Raw genomic sequence first — 24397 nt, 5'->3', positions numbered from 1 at the left:
TCTGTGAATCTGCGGCTATTCTTAATAAAAAAAGCCCCGAAATTCGAGGCATACTTTTTTATATTTCTATATCAAATTGAGTTAGAGATTTAAATTGTTGCAATCTAGCAATCACTTCTTCTTTCTCAAGGTCAACCATTTTTTCTGTTCCAAATTTTTCTACACAAAATGAAGCCAAATTTGACCCATAAATTATGGCGCTTTTCATATTTTCGAAAGATACGTTTTCACTTTGTGTAATATATCCAGCAAATCCTCCTGCAAATGTATCTCCAGCTCCAGTTGGATCAAAAACTTCTTCTAAAGGTAAAGCTGGGGCAAAGAAAATTTTATGGTCGTGAAACAACAAAGCTCCGTGCTCTCCTTTTTTGATAACCACATATTCTGGTCCCATAGTATGGATTTTTGCTGCTGCTTTTACCAATGAATATTCTCCTGATAATTGTCTTGCTTCTTCATCATTGATGGTAATTACATCGATACGTTTAATCACATCCAATAATTCTGGCAAAGCACAATCCATCCAAAAATTCATAGTGTCTAGAACCACTAATTTTGGTTTGACATCCATTTGATCCAGAACGCTGCTTTGTACTAATGGATGCAAGTTTCCTAGCATCACAACATCGGCAGTTTTGAAATTCTGGGGAACTTTTGGTTGAAAATCAGCCAAAACGTTTAACTGGGTATCCAATGTGTCTCTTGAATTCAAATCGTTATGGTAACGACCACTCCAAAAGAAGGTTTTTCCTCCTTTGACCACTTCAAGACCTGAAATATCTATGTTTTTATCTGTCAATAAATCCAAATATTCTTGCGGAAAATCATCTCCAACTACAGAAACTATTGCAGATTGAAGTTTAAAATGAGAAGCCGAAAGTCCTATGTAAGTTCCTGCTCCGCCTAAAATTTTGTCTGTTTTGCCAAAAGGCGTTTCAATAGCGTCGAAAGCTACGGTTCCAACAATCAATAATTTATTCATTATATGTAATTCGAATTAAGCGGCAAAGATAGTTTATAAGTTTGAAGTTTAAAAATGTATGTGATTAGAAGTTACTATTTAAGTTTAGACTCTTCTTTCTCATAAAAAACATCGACAGAAAGTTCTTTTTGGCTAGATGCAAAAACTGCCAATTCATCGCAACGTTCGTTTTGAGGATGATTATTATGTCCTTTTATCCATTTGAAATCGACTTGGTGTTTTCTGTAAACTGCCAGGAAGCGTTTCCATAAATCGGGATTTTTCTTTCCTGCAAAATCTTTTTTCTCCCAACCGAAAACCCATTTCTTTAAAACGGAATCCACCACATATTTAGAATCTGAAACTATTAAAACTTTCATATTGGGGTTTTTCAACTTTTCGAGACCCACAATTACGGCCAACAATTCCATTCTGTTATTAGTAGTATGACGAAAACCTTCGTAAAATTCTTTTTTGTGCGGCGTTCCCACTAGTTCCATAACAACGCCGTAACCGCCTCGTCCGGGATTTCCTTTGGCAGCGCCATCAGTATAAATATGTACGTCGTGATTCAAAGTTAGAGGTTAGAGGTTAGAAGTTTATCAATCACTACTGGAAAATTATCTTGTTCTAATTCGTGTATTTTTTCGGCAACAACTTCTGGGGAATCTGTTGGCGAAAGCATAACACTTTTTTGAAAAATAACATTACCTTCGTCATAATTTTCATTAACAAAATGAATGGTAATTCCGGTTTCTTTTTCCTTGTTTTCAACAACCGCTTTGTGAACATTCATGCCGTACATTCCTTTTCCGCCAAATTTTGGCAACAAGGCAGGATGAATATTTATTATGGCATTTGGATACGATTCAATCATACTTTTGGGCAGTTTTAATAAAAATCCGGCGAGAACTATCAAATCGGGTACTAAATTATTTAATTTTTGTAGGACATTACCTTCTATTAATTCTTCTTTGTTGAAGATTTCTGTTGGAACTTGAAAGTTTTTGGCTCTTTCAATCACTTTGGCGTTTGGATTATTGGTAAAGACAGCGACAACAGTTGCAATGGCTTTATTTTCAAAATATTTTATGATGTTTTCGGCATTAGTCCCCGAACCAGAAGCGAAAATTACAATTTTCTTCATAACCAAAATGATTTCTTTTATGCAAAAAAAAGAATAAAAAGTGATAATAAATAACAAACTGAAGTCTTTGTGAAATTTATTTTATAAATTAGCTGTCACATTTATTAACTAAATAGTTGTTTTAAAATAAAGTTTTTTATTTTTGCCAACAAATTAAAATTTAAAATTAAAGATTATGTCAGACATTGCATCAAGAGTAAAAGCGATTATCGTAGACAAATTAGGCGTTGACGAAAACGAAGTTGTAACAGAAGCAAGCTTCACTAATGATTTAGGAGCAGATTCATTAGACACAGTAGAACTTATTATGGAATTCGAAAAAGAATTTGATATTCAAATTCCAGACGATCAAGCAGAAAACATTGCTACTGTAGGTCAAGCGATTTCTTATATCGAAGAAGCTAAGAAATAATAAAAAAACACCCGTTTGCTTCATTGTAAACGGGTGTTATTATTTTAAAAACTAAATTTCGGATTGAATTTCAATCTCAATAATATTAAAAATAGAATTACCCATGCTCTTTTGTAGTAATAATACAGGAAAGAAAGCGTGGGTTTTATTTGTTGAAATATATAAAAAACACCCTAGGTTATGGTATTAAAAAGAGTTGTAGTTACAGGTTTGGGTGCGCTTACTCCAATAGGAAATAATATCCAAGAGTATTGGAATAGTCTTATTAATGGCGTTAGTGGAGCCGCAACAATTACTCATTATGACGCTTCAAAGCATAAAACACAATTTGCTTGTGAAGTGAAAAACTTCAATGCTGAAGACTTTATCGACAGAAAAGAAGCCCGAAAAATGGATCGATATGCACAATATGCAATAGTTACTGCAGAAGAAGCTGTAAAAGATGCCGGTTTTGATTTAGAAAAATTAGATAAAGATAGAATTGGAGTTATTTGGGGTTCAGGAATTGGAGGACTAGAAACATTTCAAAATGAAATGCTTGATTTTGCCAAAGGAGACGGAACACCACGATTCAATCCTTTCTTTATACCAAAAATGATTGCTGATATAGCTGGTGGTCATATCTCTATAAAATACGGTTTTAGAGGTCCGAATTTCACAACCGTTTCGGCTTGTGCCTCTTCAACAAATGCTATTATTGATGCTTTCAATTACATTCGTTTGGGTCATGCTGATGCAATAGTAACAGGTGGTTCAGAAGCTGCAGTAACAATTGCAGGAATGGGCGGATTTAATGCGATGCATGCTCTTTCAACAAGAAATGAAGATCCAAAAACCGCTTCAAGACCAATGGATAAAGACCGCGATGGTTTTATTTTAGGCGAAGGCGCTGGTGCTTTAATTCTGGAAGAATATGAACATGCCGTAGCTCGTGGAGCAAAAATATATTGCGAAATTGGCGGAGGCGGAATGTCTGCAGATGCTTATCATATTACAGCCCCTCATCAGGAAGGATTAGGTGCAAAAAATGTAATGCTAAACTGTTTGAGAGATGCAGGATTAAAACCAACAGATGTTGATGGTGTAAATATGCACGGAACTTCGACACCACTGGGTGATTTAGCAGAATCAAAAGCGATTTTACATGTTTTTGGAGAACATGCTTATACCATGAATTTGAATTCTACAAAATCAATGACTGGCCATTTACTTGGAGCAGCTGGTGCAATAGAAACTATTTCGTCTATCCTTTCGATAAAACACGGAATTATTCCTCCTACTATAAATCATTTTACCGATGATGAAAACATTGATGCTAAACTAAACTTTACTTTTAATGTGGCCCAAAAAAGAGATGTAAATGTTCTGATGAGCAACACTTTTGGTTTTGGTGGACACAATGCTTGTATATTAGTTAAAAGATTAGACTTCTAATTACAATGGGAATAATCAGAAAAATATTTTCGAAATCCCGTTCTCTTGAAGACGGGATTTTTTTTGATTCTATGAGTGAAATACTAGGGTTTGTACCAATTAATCTGGATTATTTCAAAAAAGCATTCACGCATCGTTCCTCTAATAAACAAGACGATAAAGGAAATGCCATTAATTACGAACGATTAGAATTTCTTGGAGATGCTATGCTAAGTTCCGTCATTGCAGCGCATTTGTTTAACAAAGCACCTGCCGGCGATGAAGGTTATTTGACAAAAATGCGTTCAAAAATTGTAAGTAGAGAACATTTAAACGAACTGGGGAAAGATTTAAATCTTGTTCGATTCGTAGAAAGCAAAGTTCCCTTACAACATTTTGGAGATAACATCCACGGAAATCTTTTTGAATCTTTAATAGGGGCAATTTATCTTGATCGAGGCTATGAATACTGCGAAAAATTTATTCAAAAAAGAGTCATTGTTCCTTATGTGGATATTGCCAGACTTGAGGGAAAAGTGATCAGTTACAAAAGTCTGCTTATCGAATGGTGCCAAAAAGAAAAGAAACAATTTTATTATGACATTTTTGAGGATAACGGAATCGATGGGCAACGGTTTTTTGGTGTAAAACTAAGCATCGACGATAAGGTAATTGCAAAAGCCAGGGCAACCTCAAAAAAGAAAGCTGAAGAAAAAGCATCTCAACGTGCCTATTTTGCTTTTCAAAAAAAAATCGATAATAAATAGCTGAAATTTAGCTACACTATAACGTTTTCGTTTTTAAAATAGTAAAAACATCGGTTTTGTGAGGGCAATGATTCAATAGAAATACTATATTTACACCTTATTTTTTTCTTGAAATGGCTATTCATAAATTAGATTTTGGCGAATTTGACGAGATAGATTATCATCTTATTGCTATTCATACTTCATTAGAAGACTATAGATTAGCCTATTTTATCAATCAAAAGCTTCCAATAAATTTATGCAAAAACAAGAATGAGATTCAAATTAATATAAAAGAAGGAGAGACAAAATTCTCAAGATTTTATTATTACGATACCGAAAAAGCAATTTCATGGAATTTGATTCAGAATAAAAATGAAGTGGTTCAACAAAAAAATGAGAATAGCCAAAATCTATTTTCGAATATAAGCCTGGAAGTTTCAACAAAAGTATATTTACTTCCGGAATTTAAAAAAGTTGATTACTTTTTAAAAATAGAAAACATAGAAGAAGGATTGAATGTGACAGAAATTCAGCTTCTATTAAACACAATCGACAGCATATCGACCGTTTATAAAGTCGAAACAAATAAAGTAAAATCAAAAAATAATTTAATTTTTTAAAGTCAATGTCAACAAACAAAAAAACAAAAATTGTAGCCACACTTGGACCTGCATGTAGTACGCGTGAAATCATAAAAGACATGATCGAAGCAGGTGTAAACGTGTTTAGAATCAATTTTTCGCATGCTGATTATGATGATGTAAAAACAAAAATTGCTCTTATCAGAGGACTCAATGAGGAGTTTGGCTATACCACTGCAATTCTTGGTGATTTACAAGGCCCAAAACTGCGTGTAGGCATTATGGAAGATGGTGTGACCGTAAATGATGGCGATTTAATTACGTTTACAACTGCCGAAGAGATCATTGGAACTGCCAAAAAAGTCTTTATGAAATACCAAAATTTTCCAAACGATGTAAATCCTGGAGAACGTATTTTGCTCGATGACGGAAAACTTATTTTCGAAATTGTTGAAACCGACAAAAAAACAGAAGTTATTGCCAGAGTAATTCAAGGTGGTGAATTAAAATCTAAAAAAGGGGTAAATCTTCCGAATACAAAAATATCACTTCCTGCTTTGACAGAGAAAGATATTGCCGATGCTATTTTTGCTATTGGGCAAAATGTAGACTGGATCGCACTTTCATTTGTAAAAACACCAAGAGATCTTCAGGATTTACAAGAATTAATTGCAAAACATTCCGAACATAAAATTCCTATTATTGCTAAAATTGAAATGCCGGAAGCACTAGAGAATATCGATAAAATTGTCGCATATTGTGATGCTTTGATGGTTGCTCGTGGTGATTTAGGTGTTGAACTTCCAGCGCAAGAAGTTCCGCTTGTACAAAAAGAATTAATTCTTAGAGCAAAAACTGCTCGAATTCCGGTAATTGTTGCCACACAAATGATGGAAACCATGATTACCAGCCTGACACCAACACGTGCCGAAGTAAATGATGTTGCAAACTCTGTAATGGATGGCGCAGATGCCGTTATGCTTTCAGGAGAAACAGCTACTGGTCTTTACCCTGTTCAGGTTATTGAAAAAATGACTCAAATCATTGAAGCTGTTGAAGATTCTCCACTTATTAAAGTGCCACAGAATACCCCTCAAGTAAGAACAAACCGTTTTATCACAAAAACGATTTGTCATCATGCAGCAACTATGGCAAATATTATCGAAGCAAAAGCCATTTGTACATTGACTAATAGTGGTTATACTGCGTTCCAGATTTCGGCTTGGAGACCATCAGCCCATATTCTTGTTTTTACTTCCAATAAAAGAATCCTTACACAACTCAATTTATTATGGGGTGTAAAATCTTATTTTTATGATAAGATGAAAAGCACTGATGAAACCATTGCTGATGTTAATGAAATCGCAAGAGAAAAAGGATATGTTACCAAAGGTGAATTTCTAATTAATTTAGCAGCAATGCCATTAAAGGACAAAGGAATGGTAAACACATTGAGAGTTTCCGAAATTTTATAGTAAAATTTCTATACCCAAACAAATCCGCCTGTTTAGAAATTAAACAAGGCGGATTTTTTTTTTGGACTTATTTTGTTTTTTACTATATCTTTGGTAAAAACAAATCTAAAATAGTATGGCTTTCAAATCGAATAATCCGTTTTTAAACAATAAATCTTTTTCAGCTACAACAGCTTCGAAAAATGACGAAGTGCATCACGCAACACTTATTGATTACAACCAAGAAATGACTTTGTCTGGAACAATCAATAAAACTTTAATCTTGTTTTTATTGCTTTCAGCATCTGCAATCGTTATTTGGTGGATGACTTTTAACGGAATGAACCCTATAGTTCCGGCTTTTGGAGGCGCAATAGTGGGATTAATTTTAGTTGTAATTGCTTCTTTTAAACCTCAATATTCACCAATTTTAGCACCGGGATATGCCTTGTTTGAAGGTTTATTTATTGGGGGAGTTTCGGCCATTTTCGAAACTAAATACCCAGGAATTGTGATTCAAGCCGTTGGCGCCACATTTGTAACATTTGCTGTCTGTTTAGGATTGTACAAATTTAAAATCGTAAAAGTTACGGAGCAGTTTAAATCGGTTGTTGTAGCGGCAACGCTAGCTATTGCCACCTATTACCTGATTTCTTGGCTGTTCTCCATATTTACCAGTTTTGTCCCTGTTCATTACGGCAATTCGATGATGAGCATCGGTATCAGTGTTTTTGTGATTGTAATAGCTGCATTAAATCTGTTTTTGGATTTTGACCGAATCGAAAAAGGAGTGGAACAAAAAATGCCCAAATATATGGAATGGTTTGGGGCGATGGGTTTAATGATAACCTTGGTATGGTTGTACATTGAGTTTTTGAGATTGTTATCTAAACTAAACAGCCGAAAATAAATTAAAAACTTTTTAAGTCTTATAACCACGCTTTTCAGCGTGGTTTTTTTATTCAAATCACAAACCACACGAAAGGATTCGTGCGGGAGCGGGGGTAATTGTTTAAAAACTAATTTTCATACCAGTTCTAAAATGCAAATTTCAACTGAACCACAACCGTCTTTTTCTCTTCGGTGTTTAAATTGCTCAAAGAAATTCCAAGCAATCTAACCGAGTCTTTCATCCGTTCTTGATACAACAATTCCTTCACTGATTCTAGAATCAATCCTTTGTCGGAAATAAAATAAGGCAAGGTTTTACTACGGGTTTGTTGGGTAAAATTGCTGTATTTTATTTTTAAAGTAACCGTTTTTCCAGCTATATTGTATTTTTTTAAGCGTTTTTCCAAAGAAGTTGCGATGTTTTCCAATTGTACCATCATAAAAATTTCGGACGACAAATTAATGTCAAAAGTATGTTCTGCCGCCACTGATTTTGTAATTCTGTCCGATTTCACTTCACTGTTGTGAATGCCTCTCACCACATTGTAATAGAAATTACCCGATTTCCCGAAATGTTTCTCCAAAAATTCCAAGGATTTGCTTTTTAATTCCAATCCCGTGAAAATCCCCAATTGATACATTTTTTCGGTGGTGACTTTCCCCACGCCATAAAACTTGCGGATAGGCAATTCTTCCAAAAATGGAATAACTTCACCTGGATTTACCGTTTTCTGACCGTTAGGTTTGTTGAAATCACTGGCAATTTTTGCCACAAATTTATTGACTGATATCCCTGCCGAAGCAGTTAAACCCACCTCGTTGAGAATGCGTAATCTGATTTCTTGTGCCAATAAAGTTGCGCTTGGATTACCTTTTTTGTTTACAGTGACATCAAGATATGCTTCATCAAGCGAAAGTGGCTCAACCAAATCCGTGTATTCGTTAAATATTTTTCGAATTTTATTAGAAATTTCATTGTAACGTTCAAATCTGGGTTTCACAAAAATCAAATCAGGACAATACTTTTTGGCCAAAACACCGCTTATGGCGCTTCGAACTCCAAATTTTCGGGCTTCATAACTTGCCGCTGCAACTACACCACGATTTTCGGCACCACCCACGGCAATTGGTTTTTCCCGCAAAGCAGGATTATCCATTTGTTCAACTGAGGCAAAGAAAGCGTCCATATCAATGTGGATGATTTTTCTATTTGGATTCATTTCTGACATAAGGCAAATTTATGTAAAAACTATTACTCAAAGATACCCGAAGATTTTTTTATACATTTGATGTCGTGAATAATAAAAATAAATCAGACGAAAATCTTCAAAAGATTGCTTCGTTCATCGCAATGACAAAATGATAGAAATAGAAAGAAAGTTTTTAGTCGCATCTGAAGATTATAAAAAAGAAGCTTTTGCAAAAAGCCGAATTACACAAGGTTATTTGAACTCAATTCCTGAACGCACTGTTAGAGTTCGAATAAAAGGAGATAAAGGATTTCTGACCATAAAAGGAGCTTCTAATGAGTCCGGCATTTCGCGTTTTGAATGGGAAAAGGAAATTCCGGTTGATGAAGCACAAAAATTAATGCTGTTGTGCGAAAAAGGTGTTATCGACAAAACCCGTTTTGAGGTTAAAATAGGAAGTCACATCTTTGAAGTTGATGAGTTTTATGGAGAAAATGAAGGATTAACCGTTGCCGAAGTCGAACTTGGCTCAGAAACTGAAACTTTTGAAAAACCTTCTTGGCTAGGCAAAGAAGTCACTAATGACAATAGATACTATAATTCATATTTGAGCAAGAATCCTTTTATGAATTGGAAATAATTATTTTTGAAGCACCTCCATTGTCACCATTATTGCTCCAGATGATCTATTGTTTGCAATTTCCATAAAAGCACGTTTTGAAAGGTCAATTTCTCTTGATCTTACAAAAGGTCCTCTATCGATTACTTCTACAATTACTGATTTCCCATTGGCTTCGTTAGTAATTCTCAATTTCGTTCCAAAAGGGAATTTTTTGTGCGCCGCAGTATATTTGTTATTATCGAATCTTTTTCCACTTGTTGTTCTTTTACCGTTAAATTTATCAGCATAATAAGAGGCATGAGCGCCTTTTTTGTAGAATTTAAACTTTCCGGTTTCAATAACTAAAGTATCAGAAACAATCTCTTGTTCAACAAGAATTTTGCTTTTTTTAATGCTGTCCTTTTGGATAGAAGATTTATGCCTATCTGAAACCACGGTTTGACTTATTGCTAAACCAGCAATGGTTATTGAAAGAAAAAGTGTTGTTAATTTTTTACTCACAATTTTAAAATTTTTTTGTGGTATTCGTAACCCGAGCCTAAAAGGGAACGGATGGAATAATCTTCGATTTCATTTTAAACTTTTAGTTAAACTCCATTTAGCAAAAACCATACCTAGATAAAAAAAGTCCTTTTCAGGACTTCTCTTTGTTTTTTAAAACCACAATCCCCAAGGAATTTTACTCAAAATTATCACTAATCCTAGACCGTAATAAATAGAAAAAGTCTTGAATTTTGATTCGCTTGTTGTCAATTTTTTATGTTTCATCCAACCAATAGTAATCAAAGTAATCCCAATTATATTCATTAATGGATGTTCTAACGAAGTTAACCTAAGCGCTGCATCATTCATTTGACCAAGAGAAGCAAAGCCTAATGGAGAAACAAAATAAACAATTATACCAATCAACAATTGAGTGTGTATTGCTGCCAAACCAAATAGTGCAATTTTTCGGTCTTTTTCAGTAAACTCTTTTTTGGAAAATAAAGCAATGAATGAATTGACTACCGCAATTACTAATAATAAAAAGGCCATATAGGCCCAGCCAGAATGCAATTTTTGAATGATTTCGTACATAAAATATTTTTTTGTTTCAACAAATATAAATAAAAAAAGGCATAAAAAAAACCTCAACTTGACAAAATCAAGTGAGGTTTTTGAATAGCTAATAACTTATTAAATTATTTACCAAAAATATATCTTAACGTAAATTGTGCTTGCCAAACATCAAATACAGAAGCATTTTTTTGGAATGTATCTTTTATTAAGAAAGCATTTCCTGAGGCATCAGTTTGAGTTGCCAATTGAAAATAAGGAACGTTAGCAGTTACTGTTCTAAAATTCAACACGTTAGAATTAGTAGCTCTTTGAGAAACTCCCCAATCTTTATTTATTAAATTTGTAAAGTTTAGTATATCAGCTCTAAATTGAAAGCTGTTGTTTTTCCCTTTGATTTTAATGAAAAAATCTTGCGTTATCGAAAGGTCTATTTTGTGTAATATTGGTAGTATTGCACCGTTTCTTTCGACATATTGACCTCTCCTTGTTGATAAATATTTGTCTTGATTGATGTAAGCATCAAAGGCTTGTTGTTGTTGCAACTCGGTATAAACTGTAGTTACTCCTTTACTAACAACCGTAAGTGGCTGAAATCTAGTTTCAGTGCTCGTATTAGGCACATAAAGCAAATCATTATTAGACACTCTATCTCCATTCAAGTCTCCACTATAGGCATAAGAAAAAGTTCCTGTTTGTTCTCCTATATAACCCAGATTAATTGAAGTTGCACCACCATAAGTTCCTCCATATTTAATTTTGTAACCTATAATTCCAACTAACCTATTAGGTGTATTGTTATTAGAAGCGGTTAACGGAAGATCATTATTACCATTTACAGATCTTGCAGCTGTCCAAGAACTTGCGGCAACAGATCCTGCTGACAATAAATCATAAGCTCCAGAATGCGTATATGCAATTGAACCCCAAATTCCATTTTTATAAGGATATTCTAATTTAAAAGTTGCTGAATAAAAATAACCTTTATTAGTGTTATCAAGTACGATTGCGTTAGAGACATTATCATTAACACGAACTCCATTATCAGTTCTGGCATATATTGGTCTTTGATCTGCACCTATAAATGTTGAAGCTGCTACTGGTACATCTAGATTAGCGTTACGGTAATTAATCGCATTTAAGTTTTGACTATAAATCCCTTCAATAGTACCCACAAAACCAAAAGGTAGTTTTTGGTCTACAGCTAAATCTGTTTTCCAAACCTGTGGAAATTTAAAATTCCTATCTGTAAACGCTAAATCCAATGTTGTTGGCAAAGTTGCTGTTGCAGGTGTAAAATATTGTCCTGGATTTGGAGTAAATCCATAAGGAATCGTTCCATTACCTGTTGTAATTGCTCCAGTATTTCTTGCATCAATAAAACCTGTAAGAACCCCATTGTTACCAATAGCATTAGAGAGGAATACAAAAGGAGGGCGACCTGTAAAAATACCTGATCCTCCACGAATTAGAGTTGAAGCATCTCCTTTTAAGTCTAAATTAAAACCAACTCTTGGCTCAAGCAAAATTTGAGTTTTTGCTATCGTTCCTGTGCTTAGTTTCTCTCCACCAGCGAAAGTTAATGCATTTACCACAGGGTTTTCAAGTGCCGTGTTTTCAAAAGAAACTCTTGAGGCACGAATTCCTACAGTTACTTTTAATTTATCACTTACTTTAATGTTGTCCTGTGCATACGCATCTACCTTAGTAGTTTTTAATATTTGAAGTGGCTCTGCATTTCCCGGCAATGCTGAATATCTAAATTGAAAAGCAGCCGGCAAATTAGTGGTGGTTGGCTTAAAATTATTCGCTACTGATTCGTTCACAGCAGCCTTAAATTCAGCTATTGAGTTAAAAGTATAAGCTCCGTTAGATCCTGGGAAAAAAGAATTGTTAGATTTGAAATTTTCAAAATTAGCACCAAAAACAAGAGTATGTTTACCAAAAAAACCTGTAATATTATCCGTAAAGTGTAAAGTAGAATAATCTAATTTGTTTCCTTGCGTAAAAGGATCTAAACCTAAAGTGATAAAATCATTTGTGCTTGCCGCAGAAGATTTGATGTCAATAGTAGGAAATAAAGTTCCTTGTAAACCTCTATTTTCAAGCTGTTTATCATAACCTCCAATAAAATTATTATGCCATTTTTCGGATAATTTACTATTTAATTCTACAACAGCTGAACGAGTATTATCTTGAATAACATAACCACTATTTTTGTATGCAAGTGCATTTACTCCAATCCTGTTTCCAAGACTATTCCCAACATACGAATTAGAAATTACTTGGTCTGCCGAAGAATCATGGTGTACATATCTAACAGATAATTTATTATTATCATTGATATTCCAGTCTAATCTAACCAAGTATTTTCTCGATGTATTTACGGCATCATAATTTTCCCATGGACCAGTAGTATAATTTAGTTTTTGTTGCACAAAATCAGAAAGGTCTTGTAATTGAGCAAATGTAGGTGCAGAAATTTGTCCTGATGGTTGAGCAGAGCCAGTTGAAGTCCAAGTATGGGCAGGCTTCACACCGTCTACATTTTCAAAATTTCCAAAGAAGAATAATTTGTTTTTAATAATTGGCGCTCCGAATCGAGCTCCCCAAATTTTTTCGCTAAAATTTGATGGTTTAATTGTCACATCGCCAGCTCTAGTCCCTACATAATTTTTTCCGTTATTACGAAATGAATTATATACCGATCCTTCAAATTCATTTGTTCCACTTCTTGTTACGGCATTGATTCCAGAACCTGTAAAACCAGATTGACGCACATCAAAAGGAGCTACATTTACCTGTAGTTGATCTATTGCATCAAGGGAAATGGCAGTTGATCCTGTCCTTCCTCCAGCTTGTGCATCATTACCTAAACCAAAGCCATTGTTAAATACAGATCCATCAATTGTAAAATTGTTTAATCTGGAATCCTGACCTCCAAAAGATCCTCCAGCGCCTGCATTTGCATTGTATTTCGTGATCGAATTGATAGATCTAGATCCTAACACCGGAATCGAATTGATTTGTCTGTTAGAGAATTGTTGCGATGCCCCCGACTTATCTTTTGAAATAATACTATTGGAATTTGTTTTATTAACAACAACTTCTTTTAGTTCACTTGATTCGCTTTCAGCAACAACATTTAAATTCACATCGTTCCCCAATGGAGCATTAATATCTGTAATTTCAGTGCGTTTAAATCCCACATAAGTTACCTTAACAACATAAGGTCCCCCTGGTTTAATGGCTGGGATTGAAAATCCACCTTTTCCATCAGTTGTGGCAAAATACTTTGTACCTGTTGGTTGGTGAATTGCTTCAACACTTGCGCCAACGAGTCTTTCTCCTGAATTTGACTTTACCGTTCCAGAAATTCCTGAAGTTGTAACTTGGGAATAACTAACAACGGACAGAAAAAAAATAAAAAGGAATGTAACTTTTTTCATTTTTGTTTTTTGTTTAGTTAATTTATTTTTGCAAAAGTATAACATTCCTTCTACAAAAAGTTAAGATAACGTTAAGGATAGGTACTTTTTAGAGACTTGCTTTTTAAAAAAGAATTTTATAATTATTTCATAAAAAAATAATAAATAAAATGATTTAATATAATTTTAGTTGTTAATTTTATAAACTTACAAAGAGATACAAGCCATGTAAATCAAGATTAATGAAGCAAAACTAAACTTTTTCACAATTTTTAACATAAAAAAACCCCGATTTATAAAAAATCAGGGCAATATCCAAAACAATAAATCAAAAATACTGATTATTTATTCTTCAAAAAGTGGTTCAATAAAAACGCTGTTGAACTATCATGGGAATTTACCCTTTTAGACTGTATTTCATCAAGAATTGAATTGGCCAATTGCTTGCCAAGTTCAACTCCCCATTGATCATAACTAAAAATGTTCCAAACAATTCCCTGAACAAAAATCTTATGTTCATATAATGCAACCAAAGAACCCAAAGTCTTTGGAGTCAATTTTTGTATTAGAATTGTATTCGTTGGTTTGTTTCCGCTGAAGACTTTAAATGGTAAAAGAAATTTTGCTTTTTCTTCAGTAAGTCCCTGTTTGTCGAATTCAGCTTGAACTTTTTCCTTTGTTTTACCATTCATTAATGCTTCGGTTTGTGCAAAAAAGTTCGACATCAATTTGCTGTGATGGTCTTCATTTCCATACAATGGCTTTACAAATCCAATAAAATCCGTTGGGATCAGCTTGGTTCCTTGATGAATCAATTGAAAGAACGCATGTTGCGCATTAGTGCCTGGTTCGCCCCAAATAATAGTTCCTGTTTGATAATCGACAGGTTTTCCGTCACGCCCTATACTTTTTCCATTGCTTTCCATAGTTCCTTGCTGTAAATAAGGAGCCAATTTTTGTAAATATTGTGTGTATGGAATCAACGCTTCACTTTCAGATCCGAAAAAATTGTTGTACCAAATACTCAACAAGGCCAAAACTACAGGAATGTTTTTATCGAAATCGGCAGTTTTGAAATGTTCATCCATTTCATTTGCACCAGCTAATAAATTATCAAAATTATCAAACCCAACAGCCAAACTTATGGAAAGTCCAACGGCGCTCCACAATGAAAATCGTCCACCAACCCAATCCCACATTGGAAAAACATTCTCAGGATTAATTCCAAATTCGGTTACTTTCTGAATATTGGTTGAAACCGCAACAAAATGTTTCGCAACATCTTCCTGTTTTGCTGATTTCAAAAACCACTCTCTAATGGTTTCAGAATTAGTCAATGTTTCCTGAGTTGTAAATGTTTTGGAAACAATAACAAAAAGTGTAGTTTCTGGATTAAGTTTTTTAATGACTTCATTTACGTGATCACCATCTACATTTGACACAAAATGAACGTTTAAATGATTTTTATAATATTCTAAAGCTTCTACAACCATCACCGGACCTAGATCTGAACCGCCAATACCAATATTAACGATATCCGTAAATGGTTTTCCTGTATATCCTTTTCTGTCTCCGATTAAAACTTCATTTGTAAAAGTTTTAATTTTGTTTTTAACTTCGAAAACTTCTGGAATTACATTTTCTCCGTCAACTTTTATAATTGAAGTTTCCTTAGCGCGCAATGCAGTATGTAAAACTGCCCTGTTTTCGGTTTGATTGATGATATCACCATCAAAATATTTAGCAATTGCGTCTTTTAACTGTGTTTCGTTTGCTAATTCAAGTAACAAATCCATCGTCTCCTTGTTGATGATATTCTTAGAATAATCTACTAAAAAATCATTCCATAGCAAATGAAATTGTGATGTTCTTGTATTGTCTTCATTAAACATTACTGACATAGAAGCATTTTGCATTTCGTTAAAATGTTTCTGAAGTTTTTGCCAAGCTAATGTGGTAGTGGGGTTTGTATTTTGTAATGCCATTGTTAATTTTATTTTTGAAGGTGCAAATTTACACTATTTAGTTTGTAAAATAAACAATGCTATTTTATTTCGTTGAAAGCAGTTAAATAACTGTTTTTAGAATTATAAATTGGCGATGCTGTCTAATTCTCTTTTTAAAGGTTGCATTTGCGACATGAATCGGGGTAAGTTTTTCCTGTCCATAGGTTGAGAATTGGGCAATTTTAATTTTAGCGCATCCACTTGAACTCCGTTTTTCCAAAATCGGTAACAAACATGAGGCCCCGTTGCCAGACCTGTGCTTCCTACTTTCCCGATAATGCTTCCCTGAGCAACTCTTTGTCCTTTACGAACCAATATCCTTGACATATGCAAATATTGCGTAGAATAAGTTTTATCGTGTTTTACTTTAACAAAGTTTCCGTTTCCTGCCGTATAACCCGTTTGTTCCACAATTCCGGCAGCAGTTGTCATAATTGGCGTTCCAGTTGGCGCAGCATAATCGGTTCCTTTGTGCGCTTTCCATATCATTTGTACGGGATGAAACCTATGTTGCGTAAAATGAGATGTAATATTCACAAATTTGAGTGGTGCTTTTAGGAAAAAATTCTTAAGTGCTTTTCCTTCATCATCATAATAATCCAATTTTTCTGAATTTGGATTTTGAGCAAATGGAAAGGCGTATATTAATTTCCCTTTATATTCAAAAAATGCAGCTTTTAAACTATCAACACCATCGTAAATGGTGTCATCAATATATCTTTCTGTAAAAGTGATGCCAAATTTATCTCCTTTTTTTAACTTGAAAAAGTCAATTGACCAGGCATACACTTTGGTCAATCTATTGGCCAAAGCCACATCAACACCTTGCTTGCTTAATGCTTCTGACAAGGAACCCTCTAATTTTCCGGTGATTGTTCTTTGTTTGGTTCTGATAGGCCTGGTTTTTTTGTAGACTGTAACCGAGTCCCTTAAATCAATAACATAATAACTTCCTCTATCAGGCTGATAAACGAATGCCTCTAGTTTTTTATATCGGTCTTTTGACCTTAAAAAAGTAAATGGTTTTCCAACTCTAACAATTCTTACATCAAAACTGTCTTTTACTTTTTCGATAATATCATAAACCTGTTTGTCTCCAAGATTTTGATTTTGTATTATACTCCCAAAGGTATCACCTCTTTGAACGGTATCGTGAAAAACATTAAAATCATTGAGATTAAACCCAAAATTATTAATTTCAGGAAGTGGTTTTTGATCTGGAATTATGCTTACTGAATCAGATTGTTTACAAGAAAACACTGAAAATGAAACAATAATAAATAGAAATACTTTTTTCAAATTGGATATATTATTCAATTATTTTTCTTTTCATACAGTCACAATTTTTGAATGAATTATAGTTGCCATTCAAACTCTTTTACGGTTAAAATGAATACCGAATATCAATTGTTATTATTTTATTTTTACTTTAAAAGTGTATTTTAATCCTTTGAAAGCTTCTAAATCTGCCTTAATTGAACCCACAAGAAGATTTGCTTTTATTCTTATAGGTAATTTATTGTCATCGTCTGAAATCCAAACAGTTAAACTTTCTTCTTCTTTGAAAATGCGCCCGGTTTGAACCAATGGTCTAAAAATCATTGTTGAAATAAGCCCAAATTTAGTTGTAATATCCTCACGTCCTATAAACTTTAACCTAAATTTAGTGATTGTATCATCCAAAAACATATCAATTGCCACGAATTCTCCCGGTTTCATTTTGTCAATATTTTGATAATTTCGCAAATAATAAAAAGACGACAGAATGTCCTGACTGTTTTTGGGGATCGAAACAGTTTTTTCTGTAGCGTGTTTATAATCTTTTACGAGAATATTGTTTTCTGAATGATTAAAAAATCCTTCTTGATTTTTTGTGTAGCCTCCTTCGTTGATTTTTCTGACAAACTGATATGGATTCCCTGTTTCCTTATCAATGTAACTTTCATATAAGTCATTTACATTAAAAAAAAGTTTGGACACTCCAGTAGTGTACCCCCGGCCAATAACATGAAAAACATTTTTGTCGTTTATACTGGCGTCTCTAACTTCCAAAGTGGCGTAACCAGCATTTACAAACCCATAATGTATTCGAAATCTAAACCATTCGCCAACGGTATATGAATCTTCTTTTGGAGATTTAAAGCTTACAGCAGTAATAAATATTAATAATAAAATTATTTTTTTCATTGTTCTATTTGGACTATTTATAACTGCAAAAGCAAATTTTGTTCCAAATATATTAAAACAAAAAAACTCAGTCAAATAATGACTGAGAATTCATGCTATTAACTAACCAAAAAATATAAATTATGAAATTTATACGAAATCAGGAAGGAAACCACCCCTTCCCTTTTTGCGAGTGCAAAGGTATTTTATAAATCAAGAATGTTTTAAAAAAAAATAAAGTTTAACACATTGCATGCAAAGACAAATACTGTTTGTTGGTTATTTTTTCATATTGTATAAAAAAAAACTGCTTTTTCAACCTTCTTCGTAATTTTTATTTCATCGTTTTGGGTTAAAAGAGTTTCAAATTCTAAATTAAAACCAAAACCCAATGCTAAACAAAGTATATCCTTTATTGGTTTCCGGAGACCAAGTATATTTAATTTCCAAAGGTCCAATTATTGTTTCCATACCATAACCTACTGCATATCCTGAATATTTTGGCAGGGAAATCCAGTCAAGAGAATTAAAAAAATTGTTTTCTATGTTTGCATAATTAGCGGTAAAGTTCAAATGATTTTTCTTAAAAATTTCGTAGTCAACCGTTGCAGAGGATTTTAAATAACTATTGCCGGCAAGACTCAAAAAATCATATCCATAAAAAGGTCTGAAATTATTTATAGGGATAAACCCATAACCGCCCAAAACAAAGTTAAAAAAAGGAACGCTTTGGTCTCCAATGGAGAAACCCGCTTCCGTTTGAAACTTGAATGTGGCTTTTTTTAAAATTTTGACTGCAAATCCTGCATCAGCTTTAACAATTGAAAAAGGATTGAACTTTCCGGTATAATTAGAAGAAAACAAATAATTATGTATGTCACTTGTAAGATACCATCCTTTTGTAGGGAAGTATTGATTGTCAAAAGAGTCGTATTTCATATAAGCAAAAACACTGCCGTAATTACTTATGTCAAATACTGGGTTTGCGGAAGCAAGGGTTTCGGAATTTATATTCAGATATTTATGTTCAAAACCCGCACCTATTAGAAATTTTTGGGCAAAGATAGATTGGAAATAAAGCTGATTTGTTAAGTCCAGAAAATTAATATTTATAGAATTCACATCTACTAATTGGGTAAGAGGCAAATTACTGATTTGTTTGGTAACATTTTTATTGAACTGATTCAGCTGTGATTTAAACCCAACACTCAAATTATATCCATTATCAATATAATAGTCTAAATTATATCGCACATTATCACCAATTATTAAATCGAACGAAGCAACATCGTTTTTAAAAAGCATCTTTTTATTCGTGATATTTGCCAAAACCGCACTTTTATAGAGTCCGTCATAATGTAGTCCAAATTTTAAATAGGTTTTTACAGGGTTTTCAATCAAGTTAAGAATCAAGTCGTCTCCCAATCCATTTTGTTCCAATGAATACGTTACTGTTCCAAAATTATGTGTTGCATCAAGATTATTGATTCCTTTTTCTAAATCTTTGTACCTGATTTTAGCTCCTGATTTGAATTTTAATTTCCCTTCGATATAAGCTTTTGAATAATTGTCTAAATTATCACAAACAACGTTTACAATGTGTAAACTATCCGATTCAATTTTTAATTTTGGTTTTTTATACGGATTTGACTTATCCGATAATTTATCAATCTCTTCGTAAACAGAGAATGCGGCGTCTTCTCCCCTTAAAATAATTTCTTTCGCTTTTTCAAAAGATACTACCCCAAAATCCTTAATGTCCGGTTTTATGTAAATATCTGTTTTTATCGAATTCATCTTCATTTTTTCAATCATCTGAAGATTCGTGATTTGAAATAAAATCTTTGTGGCATCTTTAAGTTGTGCCCTGTCCCGCAGTCCGCTTTGTACATCAACACCAATGATGATGTCCGCTCCAAGTTTCCTAATCTCTTCAATTGGATAATTATTGATAACACCGCCATCAACTAAAAGTTTCCCGTCGATTACTACTGGCGAAAATACAGATGGCAATGCTGAACTGGCAAATAAAGCTTGCGCCAAAACTCCTTTATTTAAAACCACTTCCTTCCCCAATTCAATGTCAGTGGCGATACATAAAAAAGGAATTGGCAATTGGTTAAAATCTCTTAAATGCCTTACATGCAAAGTTAGCCTGTTAAATAAATTGTAGTTAAACATCCCTTTTGAAAGCGATTGTGGTATTTCAATTTTAAATTTATTAAACGGAAGTATCAAAGCATATAACTCATCATTCCTTTTTTCATAAAAACTTTTAGAAGAACGCGGAACATAATCAATTAATAAGTTGTCGAAATTAGTCACCGTAACAATTGAATCTATTTGAGTTGCATTATATCCAGAAGCATAAAGTCCGCCAACAACAGCTCCCATACTAGTTCCACCAATAAAATCAATTTTTATTCCTGCCTCTTCCAATACTTTAAGAACACCAATATGTGCAAATCCTTTTGCACCGCCACCACTAAGAACCAATCCAATTTTTGGTCTTTTGATGGTGTCTTGCGAAAAAGACGGGAGAAATGTGAAAACAAGAAAAAAGAATACTATAAAATTTTTCATTTTGATTCGCTGTTCATTTTGTAAAAGTCCGTAATTTTTTTGGCTTTCGACATACCTATAACGTCCGAAATTTCTTTTTCGGTGGCTAGTTTTAATCTTTTAACACTTTTGAAATGTTGAATTAACGCCAGCATCGTTTTTTCGCCAATTCCCGGGATGCTTTCTATCGAAGAATTAAGCGCCGCTTTACTTCTTTTATCCCTATGAAAAGTAATCCCAAAACGGTGCGCTTCATTTCGCAATTGCTGAATGACTTTCAAAGTTTCCGATTTTTTGTCCAAATACAACGGAATCGAATCGCCCGGATAAAATAATTCTTCCAATCTTTTGGCAATGCCAATTATAGTGATTTTTCCGCGCAACCCCAATTCATCAATACTTTTCAAAGCTGATGACAATTGTCCTTTCCCTCCATCAATAATAATGAGCTGTGGCAAAGGTTCATTTTCATCCAATAATCGCTTGTATCTTCTGTAGACCACTTCGGTCATCGAAGCAAAATCATCCGGTCCTTCGACCGTTTTAATATTGAAATGTCGGTAGTCCTTTTTACTGGGCTTTCCATCTTTAAAAACCACACAAGCCGCTACGGGATTGGTTCCTTGTATATTCGAGTTGTCAAAACATTCAATGTGTCGAGGTTCAACCGGCAATCGTAAATCCTTTTGCATTTGTGCCATAATTCGGTTGGCGTGACGATCCGGATCCACAATTTGCAGTTGTTTCAATTGTTCTATTCGGTAAAACTTGGCGTTGCGAATGGATAAATCCAGAATTTGCTTTTTGTCACCTAATTGTGGAACAGTAACTTTTATGTTTTCACCAACTTCAACAGCAAACGGAACTATTATTTCTTTCGACAATAAATGAAAACGCTCCCTGAGTTCAATAATCGCCAACTCCAATAACTCATCATCGGTTTCGTCCAATTTTTTTTTAATTTCCATGGTGTGCGAACGAATAATCGAACCGTGGGAAATTTGAAGAAAATTCACAAAGGCGGCGCTTTCGTCAGAGACGATCGAAAACACATCGATATTGGTGATTTTTGGGTTTACAATCGTCGAACGCGATTGATAATTTTCGAGCACTTCAATTTTTTCTTTTATTTTTTGGGCTTCTTCAAAGTGCATTTTACTTGCTAAATCGGTCATCACTTTTTTGAAATCCTTCATTGATTCTTTGAAATTTCCTTTGAGAATTTCCCGAATAGCATCCACTTGTTTTTGGTAATTTTCTAAAGATTCAAAACCTTCGCAAGGACCTTTGCAATTGCCAATATGATATTCCAGACAAACCTTGAATTTCCCGCTTTCGATATTCGATTTGGACAAATCATAATTGCAAGTCCGCAGTGGATACAATTCTTTTATTAAATCTAAAATAGTATGAACCGTCTTAAAACTCGTATAAGGACCAAAATATTCCGAGCCATCTTTGACCAATCTTCGGGTGGAAAATATTCTCGAAAAAGGTTCTTTTTTGATGCAAATCCAAGGATAACTTTTGTCGTCCCGCAACAAAACATTATATCTTGGTTGGAGCGTCTTTATAAGATTATTTTCCAATAAAAGCGCATCAGTTTCGGTAGGAACAACGATGTGTTTTATGGTTACAATCTTCTTGACCAGCACATTCGTTTTGGCCGTATCGTGAATTTTATTAAAATAAGAAGAAACTCTCTTTTTTAGGTTTTTGGCTTTGCCCACATATAAAATTTTCCCTTCCTTATCATAATATTGATACACACCGGGACCGTCAGGCAAGGTTTGAATTTGAAGTTCGAGAGTTGGGTTGTTCATTTAACAAAGTTAACTGAAAAACTTCAAGTTCCAAATTCAGAAAACCTACAGATTTTCACATTTATGAAGATTTATAAAATTATATTTGTGAAAAATATTTTTTATATGATTTACTGGAAAAAACTCTCGCAAGAAGAACGAAAAAATAGAATAGAAAGAGCCTTGGCAGAAAATGTAAATTTCTCCAAAGATGCTTCCCTTGGTTATCCGGCCTCCAAACTGGATGGAAAAGTATTTTATGACGATGCGCCTTTTTTGCAAGATGCGCCAACCTTGAAAACCTATGTGGCAAACCCCAATCATATTGGTTGTCACACTTTGGGGACTTCCGAGAAAGCTTTTAAGGGAACCCAAGAAATGGAACGCGAAGTTTTGAACGTCATTGCAGTTGATATATTCAAGGCGGAACCTGATTCATTTGACGGCTATATTTCGCCTGGCGGAACCGAAGCAAACATTCAAGCTATGTGGATGTATCGCAATTTTTTTATGCATCAAAAAGGTGCAAAATTAGATGAAATCGCCATCTTAGCTTCCGAAGACACCCATTATTCCATTCCGAAAGGAGCCAATGTTTTGATGCTGGATTGGTTGAAAATCCCTGTTTCTTTCGAAAAAAGAGAAATTGACAAAAAGGCATTGGAAAATGAAATTATCAAAGCGAAACAAAACGGAAAAAAATATTTTATTGCCATTGCCAATATGGGAACGACAATGTTTGGCTCAGTCGACAATCCCGAAGATTATACTTCGATTTTAGAAAAACTCAATGCCGAGTACAAACTCCATATTGACGGTGCTTACGGCGGTTTTGTTTATCCGTTTAGCAACCAGAAATCGACCATTAATTTCAGTAATCCAAAGATAAGTTCCATCACGATTGACGCTCATAAAATGTTGCAATCACCTTATGGAACTGGGGTTTTTATTTGCCGAAAAGGACTCATTGAAAACGTTTTGACCAAGGAAGCTGAATATATTGAAGGAATGGATTTAACCCTTTGCGGAAGTCGTTCTGGCGCCAATGCTGTTGCGGTTTGGATGATTTTGTTTACCTATGGGCCTTTTGGATGGTTCGAAAAAGTGAGTGTTTTGCAAATGCGAACCCAGTTTTTGTGCCACGAACTAGACGAATTGAACATCAAATATTTCAGAGAACCTTTTATGAATATTGTAACCATCCATTCTGAATATATCCCGGAAGAAATTGCCGTAAAATTTGATTTGGTTCCCGAGCAACACAATAAAAATAATAAATGGTACAAAGTTGTGCTAATGGATCACGTAGAAGTGCAACATTTGACTTCATTTATAAACGAGTTGAAAGCAACTATCAATGCTTAAAAAAGAGTTAAGGCAAAAGTATAAAGGCAAAAGGCAAGAGTTGAGCGATGCTGAAATCGACGATTTGAGTTTGGCTATTGCCAATAAAGTGTTGACGTTGCCTATTTGGGAGAAAATTTATTTCCATATTTTTCTACCTATTACAGAACATAAAGAAGTTAATACCGAATTTATTTTGCATTTGCTTTCTGGAAAAGACAAAGAAATCGTGATTTCAAAATGTGATTTCGGAACATGCAATTTGACTCACTTTCTTTTGACGGACAATACCAAAATCAAGAAAAACGAATACAATATTCCAGAACCTATTGATGGCTTGGAAGTTCCAACCGGCAAAATCGATGTGGTTTTTGTGCCTCTCTTGGCTTTTGATAAAACGGGACATCGCGCAGGTTACGGCAAAGGGTTTTATGATAAATTCTTAACCGAATGCAAACCCGAAACCATCAAAATTGGGCTTTCTTTCTTTGAACCCGAAGAACTGATTGAAGATGTTTTTGAAAACGATGTGAAGTTGGATTATTGCGTGACTCCGAATGAGGTTTATAGGTTTTAAATTATATTCGTTAAATAATAACCAAATACCTTAAGT

The 24397-nt window shown here is 34.1% G+C and carries 21 protein-coding genes; 9 read left to right on the top strand and 12 right to left on the bottom strand.

The genetic code is table 11. The features are described from left to right. Window positions 1-58: 58 nt before the first annotated feature. The 3 genes from IR213_RS02145 to purN form a co-directional block, all read right to left on the bottom strand. Window positions 59-982: a PfkB family carbohydrate kinase gene (locus IR213_RS02145; protein ID WP_194310671.1), complete on the bottom strand. Its 924-nt coding sequence runs from the start codon at window positions 980-982 to the stop codon at window positions 59-61. Window positions 983-1056: 74 nt separating this feature from the next. Continuing rightward, window positions 1057-1536, bottom strand: coding sequence for a ribonuclease HI (gene rnhA, locus IR213_RS02140; RefSeq protein WP_194310670.1), 480 nt, complete (start codon window positions 1534-1536; stop codon window positions 1057-1059). Between the two features lie 2 nt (window positions 1537-1538). Further along, complete coding sequence (gene purN / locus IR213_RS02135) at window positions 1539-2108, bottom strand: phosphoribosylglycinamide formyltransferase (protein ID WP_194310669.1); 570 nt, start codon at window positions 2106-2108, stop codon at window positions 1539-1541. Window positions 2109-2283: 175 nt separating this feature from the next. Here purN and IR213_RS02130 point away from each other — a divergent pair, with 175 nt between their 5' ends. The 6 genes from IR213_RS02130 to IR213_RS02105 all read left to right on the top strand — a co-directional run bounded on the left by IR213_RS02130 (window position 2284) and on the right by IR213_RS02105 (window position 7627). Further along, window positions 2284-2520: an acyl carrier protein gene (locus tag IR213_RS02130; RefSeq protein ID WP_007137004.1), complete on the top strand. Its 237-nt coding sequence runs from the start codon at window positions 2284-2286 to the stop codon at window positions 2518-2520. 180 nt (window positions 2521-2700) lie between these two features. Then, the gene (gene fabF / locus IR213_RS02125) at window positions 2701-3954 is read left to right on the top strand and encodes a beta-ketoacyl-ACP synthase II (RefSeq protein ID WP_194310668.1); all 1254 of its coding nucleotides are present in this window, start codon (window positions 2701-2703) and stop codon (window positions 3952-3954) included. Between the two features lie 5 nt (window positions 3955-3959). Next, window positions 3960-4700 (top strand): ribonuclease III, encoded by a 741-nt coding sequence (gene rnc / locus IR213_RS02120; RefSeq protein WP_194310667.1) that lies wholly within the window; start codon window positions 3960-3962, stop codon window positions 4698-4700. A gap of 113 nt (window positions 4701-4813) precedes the next feature. Continuing rightward, window positions 4814-5302, top strand: a complete 489-nt coding sequence (locus IR213_RS02115; RefSeq protein ID WP_194310666.1) for an IPExxxVDY family protein — start codon at window positions 4814-4816, stop codon at window positions 5300-5302. A 5-nt stretch (window positions 5303-5307) separates the two neighbouring features. Then, window positions 5308-6738: a pyruvate kinase gene (gene pyk / locus IR213_RS02110; protein WP_194310665.1), complete on the top strand. Its 1431-nt coding sequence runs from the start codon at window positions 5308-5310 to the stop codon at window positions 6736-6738. A 115-nt stretch (window positions 6739-6853) separates the two neighbouring features. After that, window positions 6854-7627 (top strand): Bax inhibitor-1/YccA family protein, encoded by a 774-nt coding sequence (locus IR213_RS02105; protein WP_194310664.1) that lies wholly within the window; start codon window positions 6854-6856, stop codon window positions 7625-7627. Between the two features lie 127 nt (window positions 7628-7754). Here IR213_RS02105 and dinB read toward each other — a convergent pair whose 3' ends face one another. Then, the gene (dinB, locus tag IR213_RS02100; protein WP_194310663.1) at window positions 7755-8837 is read right to left on the bottom strand and encodes a DNA polymerase IV; all 1083 of its coding nucleotides are present in this window, start codon (window positions 8835-8837) and stop codon (window positions 7755-7757) included. A gap of 130 nt (window positions 8838-8967) precedes the next feature. Here dinB and IR213_RS02095 point away from each other — a divergent pair, with 130 nt between their 5' ends. Next, window positions 8968-9438, top strand: a complete 471-nt coding sequence (locus IR213_RS02095) for a CYTH domain-containing protein (RefSeq protein ID WP_194310662.1) — start codon at window positions 8968-8970, stop codon at window positions 9436-9438. On the opposite strand, the gene IR213_RS16525 is transcribed toward IR213_RS02095, so the two are convergent. From IR213_RS16525 to uvrC, 8 genes are all read right to left on the bottom strand, one after another. Continuing rightward, window positions 9439-9921, bottom strand: a complete 483-nt coding sequence (locus IR213_RS16525; protein WP_194310661.1) for a septal ring lytic transglycosylase RlpA family protein — start codon at window positions 9919-9921, stop codon at window positions 9439-9441. It lies immediately after the preceding gene. Window positions 9922-10074: 153 nt separating this feature from the next. Next, window positions 10075-10497, bottom strand: a complete 423-nt coding sequence (locus IR213_RS02085; RefSeq protein ID WP_194310660.1) for a hypothetical protein — start codon at window positions 10495-10497, stop codon at window positions 10075-10077. A 104-nt stretch (window positions 10498-10601) separates the two neighbouring features. After that, entirely contained in the window at window positions 10602-13925 is a 3324-nt protein-coding gene (locus tag IR213_RS02080; RefSeq protein WP_194310659.1) for a TonB-dependent receptor, read from the bottom strand. A gap of 320 nt (window positions 13926-14245) precedes the next feature. Then, window positions 14246-15889: a glucose-6-phosphate isomerase gene (gene pgi, locus IR213_RS02075; RefSeq protein WP_194310658.1), complete on the bottom strand. Its 1644-nt coding sequence runs from the start codon at window positions 15887-15889 to the stop codon at window positions 14246-14248. 102 nt (window positions 15890-15991) lie between these two features. Beyond that, window positions 15992-17209 (bottom strand): peptidoglycan DD-metalloendopeptidase family protein, encoded by a 1218-nt coding sequence (locus tag IR213_RS02070; RefSeq protein WP_194310657.1) that lies wholly within the window; start codon window positions 17207-17209, stop codon window positions 15992-15994. 114 nt (window positions 17210-17323) lie between these two features. Then, window positions 17324-18097 carry a DUF3108 domain-containing protein gene (locus IR213_RS02065; protein ID WP_194310656.1) on the bottom strand — a complete coding sequence of 258 codons (774 nt, stop codon included), beginning with the start codon at window positions 18095-18097 and terminating at the stop codon, window positions 17324-17326. A gap of 354 nt (window positions 18098-18451) precedes the next feature. Beyond that, window positions 18452-20659 carry a patatin-like phospholipase family protein gene (locus IR213_RS02060; RefSeq protein ID WP_194310655.1) on the bottom strand — a complete coding sequence of 736 codons (2208 nt, stop codon included), beginning with the start codon at window positions 20657-20659 and terminating at the stop codon, window positions 18452-18454. Next, a complete protein-coding gene (gene uvrC / locus IR213_RS02055; RefSeq protein ID WP_194310654.1) occupies window positions 20656-22461 on the bottom strand; it encodes an excinuclease ABC subunit UvrC in 1806 nt (601 codons plus the stop codon). The genes IR213_RS02060 and uvrC overlap by 4 nt, the downstream gene beginning before the upstream one ends. A 105-nt stretch (window positions 22462-22566) precedes the next feature. Here uvrC and IR213_RS02050 point away from each other — a divergent pair, with 105 nt between their 5' ends. Together IR213_RS02050 and IR213_RS02045 are read left to right on the top strand one after the other, a co-directional pair. After that, window positions 22567-23805 carry an aminotransferase class I/II-fold pyridoxal phosphate-dependent enzyme gene (locus IR213_RS02050; protein ID WP_194310653.1) on the top strand — a complete coding sequence of 413 codons (1239 nt, stop codon included), beginning with the start codon at window positions 22567-22569 and terminating at the stop codon, window positions 23803-23805. Then, on the top strand, window positions 23798-24361 hold the full coding sequence (locus IR213_RS02045) for a 5-formyltetrahydrofolate cyclo-ligase (protein WP_194310652.1): 564 nt from the start codon (window positions 23798-23800) through the stop codon (window positions 24359-24361). Before IR213_RS02050 ends, IR213_RS02045 begins: the two co-directional genes overlap by 8 nt. Window positions 24362-24397: the final 36 nt, after the last annotated feature.

It is taken from the genome of Flavobacterium soyangense (assembly GCF_015277675.1).
Lineage (GTDB): Bacteria > Bacteroidota > Bacteroidia > Flavobacteriales > Flavobacteriaceae > Flavobacterium > Flavobacterium soyangense.
This window is presented reverse-complemented; position numbering and strand designations above follow the sequence as displayed.